Source organism: Paenibacillus sp. LBL (assembly GCF_029893715.1).
GTDB lineage: Bacteria > Bacillota > Bacilli > Paenibacillales > Paenibacillaceae > Paenibacillus_AQ > Paenibacillus_AQ glucanolyticus.
In genome coordinates this window covers 88,808-107,015 of the sequence record NZ_JARXYU010000012.1, presented here as the reverse complement: position 1 = coordinate 107,015, position 18,208 = coordinate 88,808, and the positions used below count along the sequence as shown (strand labels likewise).

Here is an 18,208-nt window from a genome sequence, read left to right as displayed (position 1 = left end):
GATGGATGTATTCAAAAGCCAGTATGATTTGATTAAGCGTACAAGGGAATCATTATTTCGTTACTGCGAAACTATGTCCCCCAGAGATTATGTTAAAGAAGTTGAAGCCCTGGGCGGAGTTTCTATTCGGAGTCTGCATATTCATGTAGCTGATTGTTATCGGGTATGGTTGGGGAGTCGTGGCCTTGGCAAATCACTTCCCAGATTAAAACCGGAATCCGTTGACAATGTGCAGGGAATGCGTGAAGTTTTTAAGAAAACGGATGCCCTGGTTTATGAATTTCTGAATGAATTTAAAAACCAATGGGATCCTACCGTTCAAGCATCCTGGCAGAGTGACAGCGTAGAGTTAACCGAATTATGGCTATTTACCCATGCCATCACGCACGAATTTCATCATAGAGGACAAATTGTGAAAATAGGCAGGCAACTCGGATATATCCCGCCGAAAATGAACCTCGCTAAATTTTAGTGATTTCATGGAGATACGTTACTGTCCGAGCTGGTGAAGGCGAGCATGACAATCCTGGGCCAGAACGCCCGATTGTTGTTGCGATTGCAGGTTTCGTCCTTTCTCTTTTCATGAAGCGTGTTCACATATCGGTCAGAAGGACAGGAACGTTTAGCCATTCCCGACCCCATGTGAAGAATGATTATGAATAGACCTCCGTGTTGGTTTTTCAATTGAGTCATAAAAATCGTGAGAAAATAGGTGATATATACAATGAGCCATGAACTGTTTGATTCGGCGGTATGGGAAAAAGCATGGAAGGAAGATCCGTATACGGGTGTAAACAAGATGAAGAGGGCCGGCATCGACCCGGCTCATTCATTTGATTCATCGGCTAAGTCATTCAATAAAGAAGTGTTCAGCGAGGAAGGCAGACAAAGGGCTAGACGGATTATGAACTGGCTGGAGGACCAGGGCGTTGAATTTTCAGGATCTTCTGTTCTGGATATAGGTGCGGCGTCGGGTGGCTTTTCCGTACCTTTCGCGGAGCGGGGAGCGGATGTAACCGCGGTGGAAACCTCCCTTCCGTTGGTCGAGCTCCTGCAGCAGAATAGTTCAGCCTTGGTCAATGGAACGGTCAAGGTGGTACACGAACCTTTCGAAAATATTGATCTTGAGGCAAAAGGATGGGAGCGAGCCTTTGATCTTGTCTTTGTCTCCATGTGCCCGGTTTTGGTTGATTGGGCCAGTGTGGAGAGGGTACTGAGCTGCGCGAGGGCGTTCTGCTACATGAGCTTGGCGGTAGGTTTCAGGGAGCACAGCCTGGTTGACGAGGTATGGCCGCTTGTCACTGATCGCCCCCGAAAGACCGAGCATTTGGAGATGATTTACCTGACCCAATTACTGCTGCTGAAGGGCTACTCTTATCAATCGCTGGTAACCCGAGAGGTGAAAACAACAACGCTTACCAAAGAGGCGGCATTCCATGATACGATCAAATGGTTGAATATGCACGGCTTGACTGTGGATGAGCGGGTTCGTGGCATCGTCTCGAGGCATCTGGACAATCATTATCCGACTGACGAGGTTCCGCTTCGGCAAGGAGGCAGCTTTGGTAAGGTGCTCGTTCGATTGCAAGACGAGAATATGTACAGCAGAGAAGATAGGGGTTAGCCCGAACAGCATGGGGGCAAGAATAACTTCCCAAATGTTTTGCCATCCCGTATCCAAACGATACTACATTCAGCGTTTTCGGCAAAACCGGAAATACTCCCTTAACTTTCTTTTGTAGGCGTAGAATTAACCACTTTCCATTGATCCTGTTGGTAAGCTAGAGTTACTTTTGCGGTGAGCCCGCCCTCATTCGAACGATACTTGCTTACCTCGATAGTCATGTTGTTCTGATCCGATTGCTCCTGCTTTTCGATGCTCAGTAAAATCCCTTTACGTTTGGTATCACTAGCGTCATATAACCCTTGCGCAACCAATTGTTCATAGGTGAGATGATAAATCTTCACGTTATATCGGCTTTGCAGGTATTCCTCGATGCTCTGCTTATCTGAATCCTCTAATGGAAGCTGTTCATCGAAATCCAGTGAAATGAACTCCATGCCGTCATTGAGGGCTGTATCGGTTGATATTAATTCATCCAGCGCCAAGCGATAAGGCTCCGCTAAACCGTTCCGCGAATCTGAGTCAGTAACGCCATTGGCGCAAGCTGATATGAGAAAAACGACTACAACACTGAGCACAACATACAACGACTTGAATCTTATGATAATCCCCTCCTTGGCATTCGCTACTTAAACTAACGCATTCCGTTCATTTAATGTTCCATTTATGCCTGATATTTTCCAACAAAAAAAGCGGCTGACCGCCGCTTTATTCCTTCTCATGCACCTGTTTATAGTATTGATTGGGGGACATGCCAACGTATTTTTTGAACACCTTGCTGAAATAGAATGGATCATCCAGGCCAGTCAGATACCCGATCTCCCCGAAGCTGAGATGGGTGGCCTCAATCAGCTCCTTGGCATGATGAATCCGGACTTGGTTCACGTAGCGCATGATCGTAAGGCCAGTGAGCTTGGCGAACACCCGGTTGATGTAGTCATAATTGCATTCGAAGCGCAGCTCGATTTCCGAGCTGATGATCTTCTGGGCGTAGTGTTCATGGATGTAATCCAGCAATGCATGCACCTTCATGTAGGACTTGGTATGCGGGCTGTCGTTCTCCAGCTCGTCGAAGAGGCTCTCGCGGGACAGCTCGATCAGCATTTCCATGAATTTGAGCGCGGTCAAACTGCGGTTGAAGTGCTTGCGTCGGTACAGTTGCAGCATTTCACCCAGGGCATGGTGCATATGATGGAGGTTTTTTTTCTGAGTCAAGGTGCAGGTCTTAGGGAAGTATAGCTGCCTGTTGCTATCCTTGCCTGCGGGGTCGCTCTCACCCATTATCCATTGTTTGGCAAGCAGGGATAAGGGACGGTCCGGTGCGGGATGAATATCCGGATGTTCAAAATGAATATAGTAGTAGTCGCAGGTATGCTTGCGGGTCCCCTCATGGTCCAGATGCGGTTCAAGCACGAGCAAGTCGCCTTTCTTGAGCACATGGGCAACACCATTCTCCTGAAGATGAAGCTCGCCGCTCTTCACAAAATACAGAATAAACTCGTGCGTATTCCGCTTGAAATGAATCCAGGGGTTCTTGTAGGAGACAAATCCCATGAGTTTGATTCTTGGTACATAGTCCGCGTTCATCGATAGCACGAATACACCCTCTCTCCCCAAAAAAACGCAAAGTCGTTTTTGTACAAAAAGAGTAACTTTCTCACATTCCCGTTCATTGTAACACAGCCTATACTTGGGGTGAATTTAAATGGTTTGCCAACGAACGATGGATGTTATTTGCTGATTTTGGTCGGAAGAACGCAGAATGATCATACTTTGGGAGGTCACTAACCATGGCTAGGATTAATGTAACGGTATGGAATGAATATCGGCACGAGAGACATAATGAACAGATTGCAAAAATTTACCCCGAAGGCATACACCGGACGATTGCGGACTTTCTGGAGAAGGATGCCGAGTTATATGTACGTACAGCCGTTTTGGATGATCCGGAACATGGTCTGACAGATGAAGTGCTAGCTTCAACAGATGTTCTGCTCTGGTGGGGGCATGTGGCACACGGTGAAGTGAGAGATGATATCGTGGAAAAAGTACGCCAGCGCGTACTGGACGGCATGGGGATCATTGTGCTCCATTCCGGGCATGGATCGAAGATTTTTCAGCGCCTTCTCGGCACGAATACTGGCGCCCTGAAATGGCGTGATGATGGCGAGAAGGAACGCTTATGGGTTATTGATCCAAGCCATCCTATCGTTAGCGGGCTCGGAGAGTATATTGAAGTTCCGCAGGAGGAAATGTACGGAGAACGCTTTGAGATTCCGGCACCGGATGAACTGGTGTTTGTCTCCTGGTTTGAAGGCGGCGAGGTGTTCCGCAGCGGCTGCTGTTATAAGCGGGGGCGCGGCAAGCTGTTCTATTTCAGACCGGGTCACGAAGCGTTCCCTACCTATCATCTGCCGGACATTCAGCAGGTAATCGTGAACGCCGTAGGCTGGGCGGCACCGATCCAAGGTGCCAAGGCTTCCTATGGCCGAGTATCTCCGCTCGAATACAATCAGCCGGTATAGGCTGGTAGATGGCAAGTGGCAAGTGCCCGTTGTTAACGTGTGAAGCGACTGAGTTTTCAGCGATAGCATGTGCTGAGCGGGTGCTTGTCTGTTTTTGCAAGGAGGCAGTTGGTTGACACAGGAATTCCTATGATGCTGCACATCAAATTGCGAACATATCGCAAATTTATGTGCTTCTTTTGCATGGCTATCGAAATCCGCATAAGAACGCTGTATAATGTACCCAAATTGTATACGACACAACAAAGTGGGTTGGATGATGGAACAGGATAAACAGCGTCTCAGTATCGAGGCCGCAAGATTGTACTATATGTCGGATTACAGCCAGCAGGATATCGCCACCAGGCTCGGCGTTTCACGCCCTACGGTTTCAAGGCTTCTTCAGCACGCTAAAGAGCAGGGGTATGTGCAGATCAGCATTGTGGACCCGCTTGAGAATCTCGATGCTTTGGGCGAGAGGGTCAAGAAGGTATACAAGCTGGAGGAAGTGCTTATTAGCTATTCTCCCATCAATGAGTATCGTGAAATTCAGAAGCATATCAGCAAAAGGGCAGCCGATTATTTGCATGAAACGGTTCAGGATGCCGACATTATCGGCGTGACCTGGGGAACGACCATGCATGCCGTGGCGCTGCAGCTGCAGCAGAAATCGGTCCGTGGCGTAGAGGTCGTGCAGCTGAAGGGCGGGGTCAGTCATTCGCATGTGAACACGTATGCAGCGGAGATTGTCAATCTCTTCGCGGAGGCGTACCATACGATGGCGAGATATTTGCCGCTGCCCGTCATATTTGACACGATGGAACTGAAGGAAATGGTTGAGAGGGACAGGCATATCCAGCGAATCATTCAATTAGGCAAACAAGCCAACATTGCCATGTTTACGGTGGGCACGGTGCATGAAGATGCGCTCCTCTTTCGACTCGGCTACCTGAGCGAGAAAGAACAGAAGCTGCTGCAGCAGGTCGGCGCAGGTGATATCTGCTCCCGGTTTTTTGACGCCGAGGGCCGGGTGTGCAGTGAGGATATCAACAGCCGTACGGTCGGCATCGATTTGGAGGATTTGCGGCACAAGGAGAAATCCATTCTCGTTGCAGGCGGACAGCGAAAGGTAGATGCCATAAGAGCTGCGCTAATCGGTAAATATGCCAACATACTTGTGACGGATCAGTTTACGGCGCAAGCCTTGCTTTCATGAAATCGTGCATGTCGATGCACAAGAAGGATCAAACACACCTCATTGCGGTGATCATCGAAGCGGATCGGCTTCGTGCTCACCTTCATGAGGTGTGTTTGTGCTGTGGAATATGTGACGGACTAGTGAAGGGACCGTATCTTCTGTTTATGTTTACCCCGACAGGGTATAGAGCATAGTAAACAAAGAGTTGTTAGATTATTCCTGAATGATGGCAAGTTGTTAAGCGAACAATGATAAATATCATTGCCATAAATCGGAATGAACATATTTTCATCATGTGTTTTACATATGTTCATAGCTGTGATATGATGGTCCCGTCTACAGGTTTAAGCGTAATGAGAGCGCTTTTACAAAATTACAAAAATTATATTAGGGAGTGTTTAACCAGATGAATATAGCAGGAATGATTGACCACACACTGTTGAAGGCGGATGCAACCCAAGCCGAGATTACGAAACTTACGGATGAGGCCAAAAAATACGAATTTGCTTCGGTTTGTGTGAACCCGACTTGGGTATCCTACTGTGCTGAGCAGCTTGCGGGCACTAAGGTTAAAGTATGTACCGTTATCGGCTTCCCGCTGGGAGCTTCTACAACAGCAGCCAAAGCATTTGAAGCGAAGGACGCTATTGCCAATGGGGCTGGAGAAGTGGATATGGTCATTAACATCGGGGCGCTTAAAGATCGTAATGATGAGCTCGTGCTTATGGATATCCAAGCTGTAGTGGATGCAGCTAAGGGCAAAGCGCTGGTTAAGGTCATCATTGAGACAAGCCTTCTGACCGAGGAAGAAAAGGTGCGTGCATCCGAGTTGTCCGTGAAAGCGGGAGCGGATTTTGTTAAGACCTCTACAGGCTTCTCTACAGGCGGAGCTACTCCGGAAGATGTTGCCTTGATGCGCAAGACCGTTGGTCAGAACACCGGCGTTAAGGCGTCCGGCGGCGTACGCAGCAAAGAAGATATGGAAGCTATGATCAAAGCGGGCGCAACCCGAATCGGTGCAAGCTCCGGCGTGAAAATCATGGAGGGCGGCCAGTCCAGCTCATCCTATTAATGTAACCAGCAGTTCTGTATGATCATCGGGTAACCGTGTTATATCATAAAAATTCACCTATGGGGGAACAACGACGATGAAATTTTTAATCGCCATACTAGGTTTGCTGGTCGTATTCGGTCTTGCGTTCCTTATCAGTAATGATAAGCGCAAAATTCGTTATCGTCCGCTGGCTGTAATGATTGTGCTGCAGCTGATCCTGGGATTTATCCTGCTGAACACCAATGTCGGCGAGTATCTTGTTAAAGGGATAGCGAATACGTTTAAAGCGCTGCTTGACTACGCGGGAGCCGGAATCGAGTTTGTATTTGGTGGCATTGCCAATGAAGGTGCAGGTCCGTTCTTCTTGAACGTTCTGCTGCCCATCGTGTTTATTTCCGCGTTGATTGGTATACTTCAATATATTAAGGTACTGCCGTTTATCGTAAGATATATCGGTCTCGTCTTAAGTAAAGTCAACGGCATGGGAAAGCTGGAGTCTTACAATGCGGTAGCTTCCGCGATCCTGGGGCAATCCGAGGTGTTTATATCGGTTAAAAAACAGATCGCCTTAATTCCGAAGCACCGTATGTATACGCTCTGTGCTTCCGCGATGTCCACGGTATCGATGTCGATCGTAGGTGCGTATATGACCATGATCGAGCCGCGGTACGTGGTGACCGCGCTGGTACTCAACCTGTTTGGCGGATTTATTATTGCTTCCATCGTGAACCCATATAAGGTGGAGAAGGATGAGGATATCCTGGAAGTGCAGGAAGAGGAGAAGCAATCCTTCTTCGAGATGCTGGGCGAATACATCATGGACGGTTTCAAGGTAGCGATTACCGTTGCCGCGATGCTTCTCGGATTTGTTGCATTGATCGCGATGATCAACGGCATCTTTGATATGATTTTCGGGATATCTTTCCAAGAGCTGCTAGGATTTATCTTTGCTCCCTTTGCTTTTGTCATGGGTGTGCCTTGGAAAGAGGCAGTGGACGCCGGCAGTATTATGGCAACGAAGCTTGTATCGAATGAGTTCGTAGCCATGCTTGAGCTGTCCAACTTCACGAATCTGTCCGAGCGCACCATTGGTATCGTGTCCGTATTCCTGGTGTCGTTCGCAAACTTCTCCTCCATCGGCATTATTGCCGGTGCGGTGAAGGGGCTAAACGAGAAGCAGGGGAATGTGGTTGCACGTTTCGGCTTGAAGCTGCTGTACGGTGCAACGCTGGTAAGCGTGCTGTCTGCAACGATTGCCGGACTGTTCCTGTAACCAAGGGATGGAAGTAAACAACAAGCGAGCCTTATGGATAGTTTGATTTTTTGAGATCATATATGAGGGGGAGCATGGATATGGAACGTTTTGACCGAATTCACTTGATTGTACTGGATTCTGTAGGCATCGGTGAGGCACCGGATGCGGCTGATTTTGATGATATCGGATCTGACACGCTGGGGCATATCGCCCGCGAATGCGGGGGGCTCAACATGCCGAATATGGCAGCGCTTGGGCTGTCGAACATCCGGGAGATCGAAGGAGTGCCTGCTGCCGATAAGCCTCGGGCCTATTATACGAAGATGCAGGAAGCTTCGAACGGCAAGGATACGATGACAGGTCATTGGGAGATCATGGGCCTGTATATTGATACGCCTTTCCGAGTGTTCCCGGACGGTTTTCCGGATGAGCTGATTCAGCGGATTGAAGCGAAGACCGGACGCAAGGTTATCGGCAACAAGCCGGCAAGCGGAACGGAGATCATTGAAGAGCTTGGCGAGGAGCATGTAAAGACAGGCGCGCTGATTATTTATACCTCGGCGGACTCTGTGCTGCAAATCGCGGCGCATGAGGATGTGGTTCCCCTGAAGGAACTGTATGAAATTTGCGAATTCTGCCGCGAAATTACGCTGGAAGATCCTTATATGCTCGGCCGGATTATTGCGCGTCCGTTCACTGGCGAGGTTGGCAGCTTCAAGCGTACCGCGAACCGGCATGATTATGCCTTGAAGCCTTTTGGACGCACAACCATGAACGAGATGAAGGATGCAGGACTCGAAGTGATTGCCCTCGGCAAAATCTCCGATATTTATGATGGTGAAGGCATTACGAAGGCTGTCAGAACCGTATCGAATATGGACGGCATGGACAAAATGGTGCAGACCATGGATGATTCCTTCAAGGGTCTGAGCTTCATAAACCTCGTGGATTTCGATGCGGTGTACGGGCACCGCCGCGATCCGAAAGGATATGGCCAGGCATTGGAGGATTATGACCAGCGCCTGCCAGAGGTGTTCGAGAAAATGACAAACGATGATCTTCTGATCATCACGGCAGACCACGGGAATGATCCTACTTACAAAGGGACGGATCATACGCGGGAATACGTACCGCTGCTTGTCTACTCCCCGCGTTTTGCGGAAGGCAAGGAGTTGCCGCTGCGCAAGACCTTTGCCGACATTGGGGCCACGGTTGCAGACAATTTCGGGGTGAAGCTGCCGGAGCATGGCATAAGCTTTTTGAATGATTTGAAATAAATCGAAAAGTGGAGGAATTTGCACATGAGTACACATATTGGAGCGAAGCCGGGAGATATCGCAGAATCGATTCTGCTGCCAGGCGATCCGCTGCGGGCTAAATTTATTGCCGAGACGTATCTGGAGGATGTAACCTGCTACAACGAAGTGCGGGGGATGCTCGGATTTACGGGAACTTATAAGGGAAAGCGCATCTCCGTGCAGGGCTCGGGCATGGGCGTGCCTTCCATCGGTATCTATGTCAACGAACTCATTCGTGATTATGGCGTCAAAAATTTGTTCCGTGTCGGAACCTGCGGCGCGATGCAGGAGCATGTTCGTGTGCGCGACGTCATTCTGGCTCAGGCAGCATGCTCGGATTCCGGTATGAACCGCCATCACTTTAGCGGCTATGATTTCTCTCCGATTGCCAGCTTCCCGCTGCTGCTTGGTGCATATGAGCGCGGCAAGGATAAGGGCTTGAAGATGCATGTCGGCAATGTGTTCACATCCGATGTATTTTACCGTGAGGACAAGTCGGTGGTTGAGAAGCTGATGCAGCATGGCGTGCTGGGCGTAGAGATGGAGACAACGGCTCTCTACACGATTGCGGCACGGTTCGGTGTGAATGCCCTGACAATCCTGACGGTAAGTGACCATTTGCTGACAGGGGAAGAGACTTCCTCCGAGGAGCGCCAAACCACGTTTAACGAGATGATGGAAGTAGCGCTGGATACGGCGATTTCGTTGTAAAGGAATGACGAAGGAATCCGGGGGCAGCAGCGATCGGCCGAACCATTCGCGTTTGTAGTGTTGCCCATAGAAAGAACACAATCATCGCAAACAGTGAGGAGAATGTACGATGAGAATGGTTGATTTAATTGCGAAGAAACGCGACGGCAAGGAACTGACAACAGAAGAGATCAATTTCTTTATCGATGGATATACCAAGGGAGATATTCCTGATTATCAGGTAAGTGCCATGAATATGGCGATCTATTTCCAGGACATGTCCGACCGGGAGCGGGCGGACTTGACGATGGCGATGGTAAACTCCGGAGAAACGATTGATCTGTCCGCAATTGAGGGAATCAAGGTTGATAAGCACTCCACCGGGGGTGTTGGCGATACGACAACGCTTGTATTGGCACCGCTCGTAGCGGCTCTGGACATTCCCGTAGCGAAGATGTCCGGACGCGGTCTCGGTCATACCGGAGGAACGATTGACAAGCTGGAGTCCATTGAAGGCTTCCACGTGGAGATCAGCAAAGACGAATTTGTGAACCTTGTGAATCAACATAAAATTGCTGTAATCGGCCAAACCGGGAACCTCACCCCGGCTGATAAAAAGCTGTATGCACTGCGGGATGTGACGGCAACCGTCAATTCCATTCCGCTGATTGCCAGCTCTATCATGAGCAAGAAAATTGCTGCAGGTTCCGATGCGATCGTATTGGATGTTAAAACCGGTGCGGGCGCGTTCATGAAAACCGTGGAGGACGCCAAGGAATTGGCGCATGCCATGGTTAGCATCGGCAACAACGTCGGCCGCAAAACGATGGCCGTCATCTCCGATATGAGCCAGCCCCTTGGGGCTGCGATCGGCAACTCGCTGGAGGTTCAGGAAGCGATTGATGCGCTGCGCGGCGAAGGTCCGAAGGATCTGGAGGAGCTGTGCCTGGCTCTGGGCAGACAGATGGTTTATCTGGCGCAGAAGGCAGACTCGCTTGAAGATGCCGAGGAGAAGCTGCGTGAGGTTATCCGAAACGGCAAGGCACTGGAGAAGTTCAAGGAGTTCATCCAGAACCAGGGCGGCGATCCCTCTGTGGTGGATTATCCCGACCGGCTGCCGAAGGCGCAATATCTGATTGAGCTTCCTGCACAGCAGGACGGCGTTGTCGCCGAACTGGTGGCGGATGAGATTGGTACCGCGGCGATGCTGCTTGGGGCCGGACGTGCAACGAAGGAATCCGAGATAGACCTGGCTGTAGGCCTGATGCTGAACAAGAAAGTTGGCGACACCGTGAAGAAGGGTGACTCCCTCGTCACGATTCATGCCAACCGCGAGAACGTGGACGACGTGAAGCAGAAGCTGTATGAAAGCATTCGAATTGCTGATCATGCGGATGCACCTGTATTGATCTATGATATCGTAACGGAGTAGGTTAAATCCTAATCCGATCAAGCCATAACGCTGATCACCGTCAGGCGAAGCGAAGACTCTTCAAGATAGGGGGAGAGGGAGCTCTGCCCGGTGTGTCAGCACGATGTACCACCTGCCCTTTCAACCGTTCGCTGAACGGGGGCAGGTTTTTTTTCTGGGATCTCGTCATAAATCGGGAGCGAGCCCTCATAGGATGGTAGTGGGGAAAGTAAGTAAGGCATTTAACGGGAGAGTGAGATGTATAGTCCGGGCAAGAGCCATCCTGTCATAAGGAGGCTTTCCGCCATGACCATCGATCAGTTGATTGCTTTGCTGGCACTTATCGTTATGATCATCGGACTTGTGGTGAACAAGAAGGAGTCTTAACCTGTGAGTCCGGAGGGCTGCTGCTAAGTAGATAATTCTACTGATGTGGCAGTCTTTTTCTTTTGATAGGTTGATAGAGTTCCTTATAAGTCATATACTTAGATTGCAATGTTCTCCATTATTCATCATTTATTGGGAGGAAACCATGCTCTATTTAGCAGCGTTTGTCATATCCATGGTGCTGGTCCTGGTATTGATTCCGCCATTTCGCAAACTTGCGATCAAGATTGATTTTGTGGACAAGCCAAGGTCGGACAGCGAGCGGAAAATACACCGCGAACCGATACCGCTGACAGCGGGCATCGCCATATTCATCGGATTTTTTATCACATATTTTGCACTTACCGGCACCATTTCCAGGGAAGCGGTAGGTATCTTTATCGGTAGTGCCCTGATTCTTGGGATTGGTCTTGTGGACGATTGGTATAAGTCCCAGGGCAAGGAACTGGCTTCACTGCCGAAGTTCATTGTTCAGATGAGCGCGGCTATCGTTGTATACAGCTACGGCATTGCGTTTGAAGGATTCAACAATCCGTTCACGGGGCAATATATCAATTTGCCGGAATGGCTGCAGCTCATCTTGACGATATTGTGGATTTTTGGTGTAACGACCGTCATTAATTTCTCGGACGGCATTGACGGACTGGCCGGAGGACTCTCCGCCATATCCGGAGGCACGTTGTTTGTAGTGGCCATTACGATGGGCAGAGGCGAATCCGCGCTGCTTGCGGTCGTTCTCGTGGGTGCTGCGCTTGGCTATTTGCGGTACAATAAGCCGCCGGCCAGAGTATTCATGGGGGATGCCGGTGCAACCTTCCTTGGGTTTATACTCGGGATCATTGCTCTGGATGGCGCGTTTAAAGGGGCCACCTTGGCTTCCTTGTTCGTTCCCATCTTTGCTCTGGGTGTGCCGATCTTCGATAATATCATTGTGGTTATCCGCAGAATGCTTCAATCCAAACCGATTTATCAGGCCGACGCTTCCCAGGCGCATTATCGTTTGCTGGCAACGGGGCTGAATCAGAAGCAGACACTGGTATTTCTGTGCTTGCTGAATCTGTGTTTCGGTCTGGCTGCGATCATACTGGCGATGAATGGGAGCGGAGCCTAAGGCGCTGATCCTTTGTCTGAATTACATCTGTACGTTATCTAAGTCCCGTCTCCAAATTGATGTTGGTGGCGGGATTTTTTGTTAGCATGATAGGGTAGGAAGTAAGAGGAGGTCTGCGGATGAATGACATGGCAGGGAGTATCATCATTGTAACAGGGGCTAACTCTGGTATGGGCCTGGTTACAACGATTGAGCTTGCCAAATTGGGGGCGCATGTTGTGATGGCATGCCGGAGCCAATCCAGAGGGGAAGCGGCGCTTCACCAGGCGCTGGAAGAGAGCGGAAGCACAGAACTTGAACTGATGACGCTGGATCTGGGCTCTTTTGACAGCATTCGGGCATTTGCTGCCGATTTTAAGGCCAAGCACAACAAACTCGATGTTCTGGTGAACAATGCCGGTGTGGTTACCATTAAGCGGGAGTTGACGAAGGACGGGTACGAAGCCATGATCGGCGTTAATCATTTAGGTCATTTCCTGTTGACAAACGAGCTGCTTGAACCCCTCCAGCGTGCACGGCAGGGTCGGATCGTGAACGTATCCTCGGGGGCGCATAAGGTTGGAAGCATCCACTGGGGAGATCCTAATCTGGCGAAGGGATTCAATGTGGCCAAGGGTTATGCGCAGTCGAAGTTAGCCAATATTTTATTCACCAAAGAGCTGGCCCGCCGACTGCAGCCGACGCGGGTGACGGTCAATGCACTCCATCCCGGCGCCGTAAGCACCAGTCTTGGTGTAAACCGGGATACAGGCTTCGGTAAAGCGGTCTATAAGCTGCTTCGCCCGTTCTTCTTAACGGCGCTCGAAGGTGCCCGGACAGCGATTTATCTGGCCTCTAGTCCTGAAGTAGAGCATGTGACAGGGGAATATTACGTCAAGTGCAAGCCGGACAAAACCACTGAGAAGGCAAGGGATCCAAAACTTGCCGCTCGCTTGTGGGAATGGAGCGAACAACAGGTTGGAATGAAACAGGGCATGGACAGATGAGATCATAGGCGGTGAGTATCCGATAAAACAGCAAAAAATAAACGGGATATCGTACAGGCCAACATGGACCTGGAGATATCCCGTTTCTATTCATGGAAGGCTTACGCAGCATAACAAGCCCATTGCTTTACTTGGACGCCTTTAGATCAATCGCACCGCGAACGAATCCGCGGGTACCATCAAGCAGCGTGGATGCCTCCGCAGCACTGACATTCGCCAAGAGCATAACAATTGCTGTTTTGACATGGGCACCGGCTTCATGGTAAGCCTTCTCCACTTCCTCCTCCGATGCACCTGTTGCAAGCGTAATGATGCGTTTGGCACGATGCACAAGCTTGTTATTCGAAGGGTTGAGGTCGACCATCAAGTTTTTGTACACCTTGCCAATTCGAATCATGGCCGTTGTTGTCAGCATATTGAGGATCAGCTTTTGCGATGTACCGGCCTTCATGCGCGTGGAGCCCATAATGACCTCAGGGCCAACGACGGCTTCAATCACAAAATCCGCATACTGATGCATGGGCGATTCGTAGTTATTGCAGAGCCCGACAACAACCGCTCCGAGTTCCTTGGCACGTCGCATAGCTCCAAGAACATAAGGCGTGCGTCCGCTGGCGGCGATACCAATGACAACGTCCTTCTTGCTGATACCGTTTTCATTGATGTCCTGGGCACCCAATTCCTCGCTATCCTCCGCACCTTCAATCGCCTCCTTCACGGCTCTGAAGCCGCCTGCGATCAACCCTTGCACCATGGACGGATCCGTCCCGTAGGTAGGTGGGCATTCGGATGCGTCAAGGATACCGATTCGACCGCTGGTTCCTGCGCCTATGTAGAACAATCTGCCGCCATTCTCGAAAGCTTCTACCACGAGATCCGCTGCTCGGGCTATAAGAGGGATCTGTTCACGAATCGTTTCGGTGATCAGACTATCCTCGTTATTAATAAGGATCATAATTTGTTCTGAGCTCAACTGATCAATGTTCTGCGTATGTTCATGAGGCTGTTCGGTTGTCAATTGACTTAGAGTATTCGTCATGAGACAGGTCTCCTTTTTTGCCTTGGAATATGGACGGGCACTGATGATGTGAATGCTACAGCAAGTCAGAGACGCCGTCTGTAAATAGCTTGCAGGCTAACAGGGCCGCACCATGCGCGGGTGTTCGTTCACGGTTCCCTTCGGGAAATCGCAGCTGAGGATAACGCATTAGCAGGGAGTCGCAGTACGCCTTCCGGAACTCTGGCGAATGCTTGAATATCGAGCCGATCCATACCAGATCACTCTCTTCGAATTCAGCTTGCTGCCTGATGAGAGCGCTAGTTGTATCGGCCAGCTCTTCAGCCTGCTGCCGGATGATACGGAGTGCCGCTTCATCCCCGGCTTCCGCTGCTTCAATGCAGCAGCGGGCGAAGGAAGCGATATGCTGTTTCGTTATAGCGGGCAGGTAAATGTAAGATTTGAGATCGGTAATATGCTGGAGAGGGTAGGATTCAACAATCAGGCTGGTCATGATAGTGGGCGGTGTAATGCCTTCATGACTCTTGATTACCGATTTCAGGGTCTGAAGCCCAATCTGGTAACCGCTGCCTTCATCCCCGAGAAGATGCCCCCAGCCGCCGACGCGGTGGATATCTCCCGATTGGGTGATACCGTAAGTATTGGAGCCGGTTCCCGAGATGGCGAGCATTCCATGCTGACGCTCCAGCACAGCCATTAATGAAATCTCGGCTTCCGAACGCATGTATATGCGTATGGAGGGCAGCCGCTGCTGAAAATAGGAAAGAAGGTGTAATTGAACACGCCGACGTTCATCCACAGAACTTATACCTGACATTCCAAGACATATTGATGTTAATGAAAATGACTTATCATTCAGAGGTGTCAGGAGCCCATCCAACACGTTTTGGAGTTCCGCCATCGCTTTATCGAACGTTACAATATAAGGATTTGTGGAACCTCCGGTAAAACGGGACAATACCTCTCCGCTGCTGTGGATAGCGGTTGCATCAGTCTTTGTGCCGCCACCATCAACACCGATATAAATTTCCATATTGAACCACTTCGCTTTCTATATCCAGTATAGGAGAAAAAAGAAGTGTTGTAAAATAAAATTTTAAATCACCAATTATGTATTGAAATATAATTTCATACAATTTATAATGAACTCAATCCACTGATATTGAAAGCGATACCAGTCATGCTTTCATTCAATAGGTGTAAAGTAATGTTACATATGAATGATCATCAGAGGATTATGAGTAAAGGGGGGCAAGGAATGAACGGCGGATTGGTTCGATTGCGTGAGGTGTATGATTCATTAAATCCGTCCGAGCGCAAGGTTGCAGCCTTCATTTTGCAGGAACCGGCAGAGATGATACAGATGTCGGTCGCGGATCTTGCTGTCCGAAGCGGTTCCAGTCAGGCTGCTATCGTGCGCCTGTGCAAAACGATGGGATTCAAGGGCTATCAGGATCTGAAGCTGAAGGTAGCCGGAGACTTGCAGGAGCCATTAGCCACCGGATATCAGGATATTCGGCCCAATGACAGCATTTCTGCAATTATACAGAACGTCTCGAACAATAACATTCAATCGATTCGGGATACGATGAAGATTATGGAGGAAGGGAAGGTGAAGGAGGCCGTACTGGCCCTCGATCAGTCTAAGCGTATTTTCATGTTCGGGGTAGGGGCTTCGAATCTGATCGGGATGGATGCCCAGCAGAAATTTTTGCGGATTAATAAGGTATGTATATCTTTTCCGGACCCTCATGTTCAGCTCACCTCGGCGGTGCTGCTGACTCCAGATGATGCGGCCGTATGCATCTCCTATTCCGGTGAAACGGATGAAGTGATTCGCGCAGCAGCCATAGCCAAAGAGAAAGGATGCAAGACGATTGGCATTACGAAATACGGTGACTCTACCTTAAGCCGATCGGTGGATATTCCCTTGTACACCTCCTCGACGGAGAACGAAATTCGCAGTGGCGCGATGTCGTCTCGTATTACGCAGTTGAATCTTATCGATATTTTATATCTTGGCGTCGCCAGCCGGAATTACGAGAATTCAGTGAAATACCTGGATGAGAGCCGGCAAGCGATCAAGCGGTTGTAGTTCATAGCGAAACCACAAATATATAAATGATAAGGGGAGTAGTACATGAAGAAAAAAGGTTGGCTTACATTGTTGGCTTCTTTAATGCTCGTGTTCACCGCGGCTTGCGGCGGTTCCGGCGGGGCGAAGGCTCCTGAAGGCGGAAGCGGAACAGCTTCGGAAGGAAATGGCGAGGCTGCACCGAAGCAGGACACGGTTGTTGTCTGGACTTATCCGGTACATGGTAAATATGAAGATGAATTGAAAGAGCATGTAGCGGATTTGAAAGAAAAATACCCGCACATTACAGTAGAAACCGAAGTGCTTTCATGGGCTGAAGGTCCGAAGAAGTTCGATGTAGCCCTGAATGCCGGTAATCCGCCTGATCTTTATTTCCATGCGGTGGACGGTGCTTATGTGGATACCGGTCTGGCACTGGAATTAACCCCTTATATCACAGACGAGATAAAGAACGACTATCTCCCGGGCACACTCGAGCTTGGTCAAATCCAAGGCAAGCAATACGGTCTTCCGCTGTACCAATCCCTGTGGGCATGGGGCGGCAATAAGAAGATCCTTGAAGAAGCAGGCATCGACTGGAAGTCCATTCAGGAGAACGGCTGGACCTGGACCGAATTCAAGGCAGCTGCCGATAAGCTGACCACCAAGCTCCCGAACGGCAAAACGCGCTATGCGCTGGTAACGGACGGAACTTCCCTTGACTTCATCGAAATGCTGACACGCAGCAACGGGATGCCGGACGTCCTGAACGATAAAGGCGAGTTTCAATGGAATGATGAGCGCATTCTGGACACGATGACGTTTGTTTCCGATCTGATGAAAGCCGGGCATATGCCGGCTGAGACAGCGGCGATTCAACCCGCTAAACGGATGGACTGGTTCTACGCAGAGGAAGCCGCCATCGTATCCAAGGCAATCCCTTATTACGATGTGATGCTGCAAAACCGTGCGAAGGACATTGACAGCGGTACGGTGCAAGGCGAGAAAATCGACTTTGTTCTGCTGCCGGTTCCGCACAACGACGGGGCAGAGCGCAAAACCTCCATGTTCGGCGAAGGCTACGTAGCCTTCAAGCAGAAGAAGGATAAGGGTGAAGAGCATGCGAAGAATACCTTCCTGATCATGGAAGGCCTGAGCGGCGCGAAAGCCGGTAATTCCGCCAATGAACTGGTGCTGCCATTCGTTCGCAAATCACAGGCGGAATTCTATGCAGGCAAAGGACTTGGAACAGAATCGACCATCAAAGCAGCAGAAATTTTTGCGAACTTCAAAGACATTCCTGTGACCTTGAGCCTCGATGCCAAAGATTCCGGCAACCAGAAGAAATTCAAGGAGCAAGTGGTGAAGCCGAACATCCAGGCGTTGTTCTCGGGTGAGAAGACGCCGGAGCAGATCGCACAAGACTTCATAGACAAAGGCAAACAAATTTTAGGACAGTAATTGAAGTTATAAGGGGGTGTCCCGTTGTCCTTAGCAGGAACAAATCGGGTCACTCCCTTTTTAAACGAATCGCTCTAGGCTTTGTAAGAATTAAGGCTTCATGAACATACTTCACCTGTGCGCAAAGGAGGAAATCA

The 18,208-nt window shown here is 49.7% G+C and carries 18 protein-coding genes; 14 read left to right on the top strand and 4 right to left on the bottom strand.

The window, feature by feature from the left end; translation table 11 throughout:
- Position 1: 1 nt before the first annotated feature.
- Both M2277_RS22180 and M2277_RS22175 read left to right on the top strand, forming a co-directional pair.
- Positions 2-472, top strand: coding sequence for a DinB family protein (locus tag M2277_RS22180; RefSeq protein WP_280755538.1), 471 nt, complete (start codon positions 2-4; stop codon positions 470-472).
- Between the two features lie 252 nt (positions 473-724).
- The gene (locus M2277_RS22175; RefSeq protein ID WP_280755537.1) at positions 725-1,624 is read left to right on the top strand and encodes a class I SAM-dependent methyltransferase; all 900 of its coding nucleotides are present in this window, start codon (positions 725-727) and stop codon (positions 1,622-1,624) included.
- A gap of 101 nt (positions 1,625-1,725) precedes the next feature.
- Here the strand turns inward: M2277_RS22175 and M2277_RS22170 are convergent, their stop codons facing one another.
- Together M2277_RS22170 and M2277_RS22165 are read right to left on the bottom strand one after the other, a co-directional pair.
- Positions 1,726-2,109: a hypothetical protein gene (locus M2277_RS22170; protein ID WP_280755536.1), complete on the bottom strand. Its 384-nt coding sequence runs from the start codon at positions 2,107-2,109 to the stop codon at positions 1,726-1,728.
- Positions 2,110-2,332: 223 nt separating this feature from the next.
- Positions 2,333-3,211: an AraC family transcriptional regulator gene (locus tag M2277_RS22165; protein WP_280755562.1), complete on the bottom strand. Its 879-nt coding sequence runs from the start codon at positions 3,209-3,211 to the stop codon at positions 2,333-2,335.
- Positions 3,212-3,414: 203 nt separating this feature from the next.
- Here M2277_RS22165 and M2277_RS22160 point away from each other — a divergent pair, with 203 nt between their 5' ends.
- The 10 genes from M2277_RS22160 to M2277_RS22115 all read left to right on the top strand — a co-directional run bounded on the left by M2277_RS22160 (position 3,415) and on the right by M2277_RS22115 (position 13,518).
- Entirely contained in the window at positions 3,415-4,149 is a 735-nt protein-coding gene (locus M2277_RS22160; protein ID WP_280755535.1) for a ThuA domain-containing protein, read from the top strand.
- A gap of 259 nt (positions 4,150-4,408) precedes the next feature.
- Positions 4,409-5,344, top strand: a complete 936-nt coding sequence (locus M2277_RS22155) for a sugar-binding transcriptional regulator (RefSeq protein ID WP_006212807.1) — start codon at positions 4,409-4,411, stop codon at positions 5,342-5,344.
- Between the two features lie 388 nt (positions 5,345-5,732).
- Positions 5,733-6,398 (top strand): deoxyribose-phosphate aldolase, encoded by a 666-nt coding sequence (deoC, locus tag M2277_RS22150; RefSeq protein ID WP_280755534.1) that lies wholly within the window; start codon positions 5,733-5,735, stop codon positions 6,396-6,398.
- A 76-nt stretch (positions 6,399-6,474) separates the two neighbouring features.
- Positions 6,475-7,653: a NupC/NupG family nucleoside CNT transporter gene (locus tag M2277_RS22145; protein ID WP_006212806.1), complete on the top strand. Its 1,179-nt coding sequence runs from the start codon at positions 6,475-6,477 to the stop codon at positions 7,651-7,653.
- 80 nt (positions 7,654-7,733) lie between these two features.
- Positions 7,734-8,912, top strand: coding sequence for a phosphopentomutase (deoB, locus tag M2277_RS22140; protein WP_006212805.1), 1,179 nt, complete (start codon positions 7,734-7,736; stop codon positions 8,910-8,912).
- A gap of 24 nt (positions 8,913-8,936) precedes the next feature.
- Entirely contained in the window at positions 8,937-9,644 is a 708-nt protein-coding gene (gene deoD, locus M2277_RS22135) for a purine-nucleoside phosphorylase (RefSeq protein WP_006212804.1), read from the top strand.
- A gap of 109 nt (positions 9,645-9,753) precedes the next feature.
- Positions 9,754-11,055 carry a pyrimidine-nucleoside phosphorylase gene (locus tag M2277_RS22130; protein WP_280755533.1) on the top strand — a complete coding sequence of 434 codons (1,302 nt, stop codon included), beginning with the start codon at positions 9,754-9,756 and terminating at the stop codon, positions 11,053-11,055.
- A gap of 237 nt (positions 11,056-11,292) precedes the next feature.
- On the top strand, positions 11,293-11,421 hold the full coding sequence (locus M2277_RS22125; protein WP_255308638.1) for a hypothetical protein: 129 nt from the start codon (positions 11,293-11,295) through the stop codon (positions 11,419-11,421).
- A gap of 145 nt (positions 11,422-11,566) precedes the next feature.
- Positions 11,567-12,532: an MraY family glycosyltransferase gene (locus M2277_RS22120; protein ID WP_280755532.1), complete on the top strand. Its 966-nt coding sequence runs from the start codon at positions 11,567-11,569 to the stop codon at positions 12,530-12,532.
- 119 nt (positions 12,533-12,651) lie between these two features.
- Entirely contained in the window at positions 12,652-13,518 is an 867-nt protein-coding gene (locus M2277_RS22115; protein WP_006212801.1) for an SDR family oxidoreductase, read from the top strand.
- A 127-nt stretch (positions 13,519-13,645) separates the two neighbouring features.
- Here M2277_RS22115 and murQ read toward each other — a convergent pair whose 3' ends face one another.
- Positions 13,646-14,557 carry an N-acetylmuramic acid 6-phosphate etherase gene (murQ, locus tag M2277_RS22110; RefSeq protein WP_006212800.1) on the bottom strand — a complete coding sequence of 304 codons (912 nt, stop codon included), beginning with the start codon at positions 14,555-14,557 and terminating at the stop codon, positions 13,646-13,648.
- A 55-nt stretch (positions 14,558-14,612) separates the two neighbouring features.
- Positions 14,613-15,569, bottom strand: a complete 957-nt coding sequence (locus M2277_RS22105) for a BadF/BadG/BcrA/BcrD ATPase family protein (protein WP_280755531.1) — start codon at positions 15,567-15,569, stop codon at positions 14,613-14,615.
- 225 nt (positions 15,570-15,794) lie between these two features.
- Here M2277_RS22105 and M2277_RS22100 point away from each other — a divergent pair, with 225 nt between their 5' ends.
- Both M2277_RS22100 and M2277_RS22095 read left to right on the top strand, forming a co-directional pair.
- Positions 15,795-16,631, top strand: coding sequence for a MurR/RpiR family transcriptional regulator (locus tag M2277_RS22100; protein WP_006212798.1), 837 nt, complete (start codon positions 15,795-15,797; stop codon positions 16,629-16,631).
- A gap of 45 nt (positions 16,632-16,676) precedes the next feature.
- Positions 16,677-18,071: an ABC transporter substrate-binding protein gene (locus M2277_RS22095; RefSeq protein ID WP_006212797.1), complete on the top strand. Its 1,395-nt coding sequence runs from the start codon at positions 16,677-16,679 to the stop codon at positions 18,069-18,071.
- Positions 18,072-18,208 lie beyond the last annotated feature (137 nt).

Excerpts from the sequence above, each read along its gene's own strand:
- M2277_RS22155 (WP_006212807.1), top strand. The coding sequence starts at position 4,409 with ATGGAACAGGATAAACAGCGTCTCAGTATCGAGGCCGCAAGATTGTAC.
- M2277_RS22115 (WP_006212801.1), top strand. The coding sequence starts at position 12,652 with ATGAATGACATGGCAGGGAGTATCATCATTGTAACAGGGGCTAACTCT.
- deoB (WP_006212805.1), top strand. The coding sequence starts at position 7,734 with ATGGAACGTTTTGACCGAATTCACTTGATTGTACTGGATTCTGTAGGC.
- M2277_RS22160 (WP_280755535.1), top strand. The coding sequence starts at position 3,415 with ATGGCTAGGATTAATGTAACGGTATGGAATGAATATCGGCACGAGAGA.
- M2277_RS22130 (WP_280755533.1), top strand. The coding sequence starts at position 9,754 with ATGAGAATGGTTGATTTAATTGCGAAGAAACGCGACGGCAAGGAACTG.
- M2277_RS22120 (WP_280755532.1), top strand. The coding sequence starts at position 11,567 with ATGCTCTATTTAGCAGCGTTTGTCATATCCATGGTGCTGGTCCTGGTA.
- deoC (WP_280755534.1), top strand. The coding sequence starts at position 5,733 with ATGAATATAGCAGGAATGATTGACCACACACTGTTGAAGGCGGATGCA.
- M2277_RS22125 (WP_255308638.1), top strand. The coding sequence starts at position 11,293 with ATGTATAGTCCGGGCAAGAGCCATCCTGTCATAAGGAGGCTTTCCGCC.
- murQ (WP_006212800.1), bottom strand. The coding sequence starts at position 14,557 with ATGACGAATACTCTAAGTCAATTGACAACCGAACAGCCTCATGAACAT.
- M2277_RS22145 (WP_006212806.1), top strand. The coding sequence starts at position 6,475 with ATGAAATTTTTAATCGCCATACTAGGTTTGCTGGTCGTATTCGGTCTT.
- deoD (WP_006212804.1), top strand. The coding sequence starts at position 8,937 with ATGAGTACACATATTGGAGCGAAGCCGGGAGATATCGCAGAATCGATT.
- M2277_RS22175 (WP_280755537.1), top strand. The coding sequence starts at position 725 with ATGAGCCATGAACTGTTTGATTCGGCGGTATGGGAAAAAGCATGGAAG.
- M2277_RS22095 (WP_006212797.1), top strand. The coding sequence starts at position 16,677 with ATGAAGAAAAAAGGTTGGCTTACATTGTTGGCTTCTTTAATGCTCGTG.
- M2277_RS22100 (WP_006212798.1), top strand. The coding sequence starts at position 15,795 with ATGAACGGCGGATTGGTTCGATTGCGTGAGGTGTATGATTCATTAAAT.
- M2277_RS22105 (WP_280755531.1), bottom strand. The coding sequence starts at position 15,569 with ATGGAAATTTATATCGGTGTTGATGGTGGCGGCACAAAGACTGATGCA.
- M2277_RS22165 (WP_280755562.1), bottom strand. The coding sequence starts at position 3,211 with ATGAACGCGGACTATGTACCAAGAATCAAACTCATGGGATTTGTCTCC.
- M2277_RS22180 (WP_280755538.1), top strand. The coding sequence starts at position 2 with ATGGATGTATTCAAAAGCCAGTATGATTTGATTAAGCGTACAAGGGAA.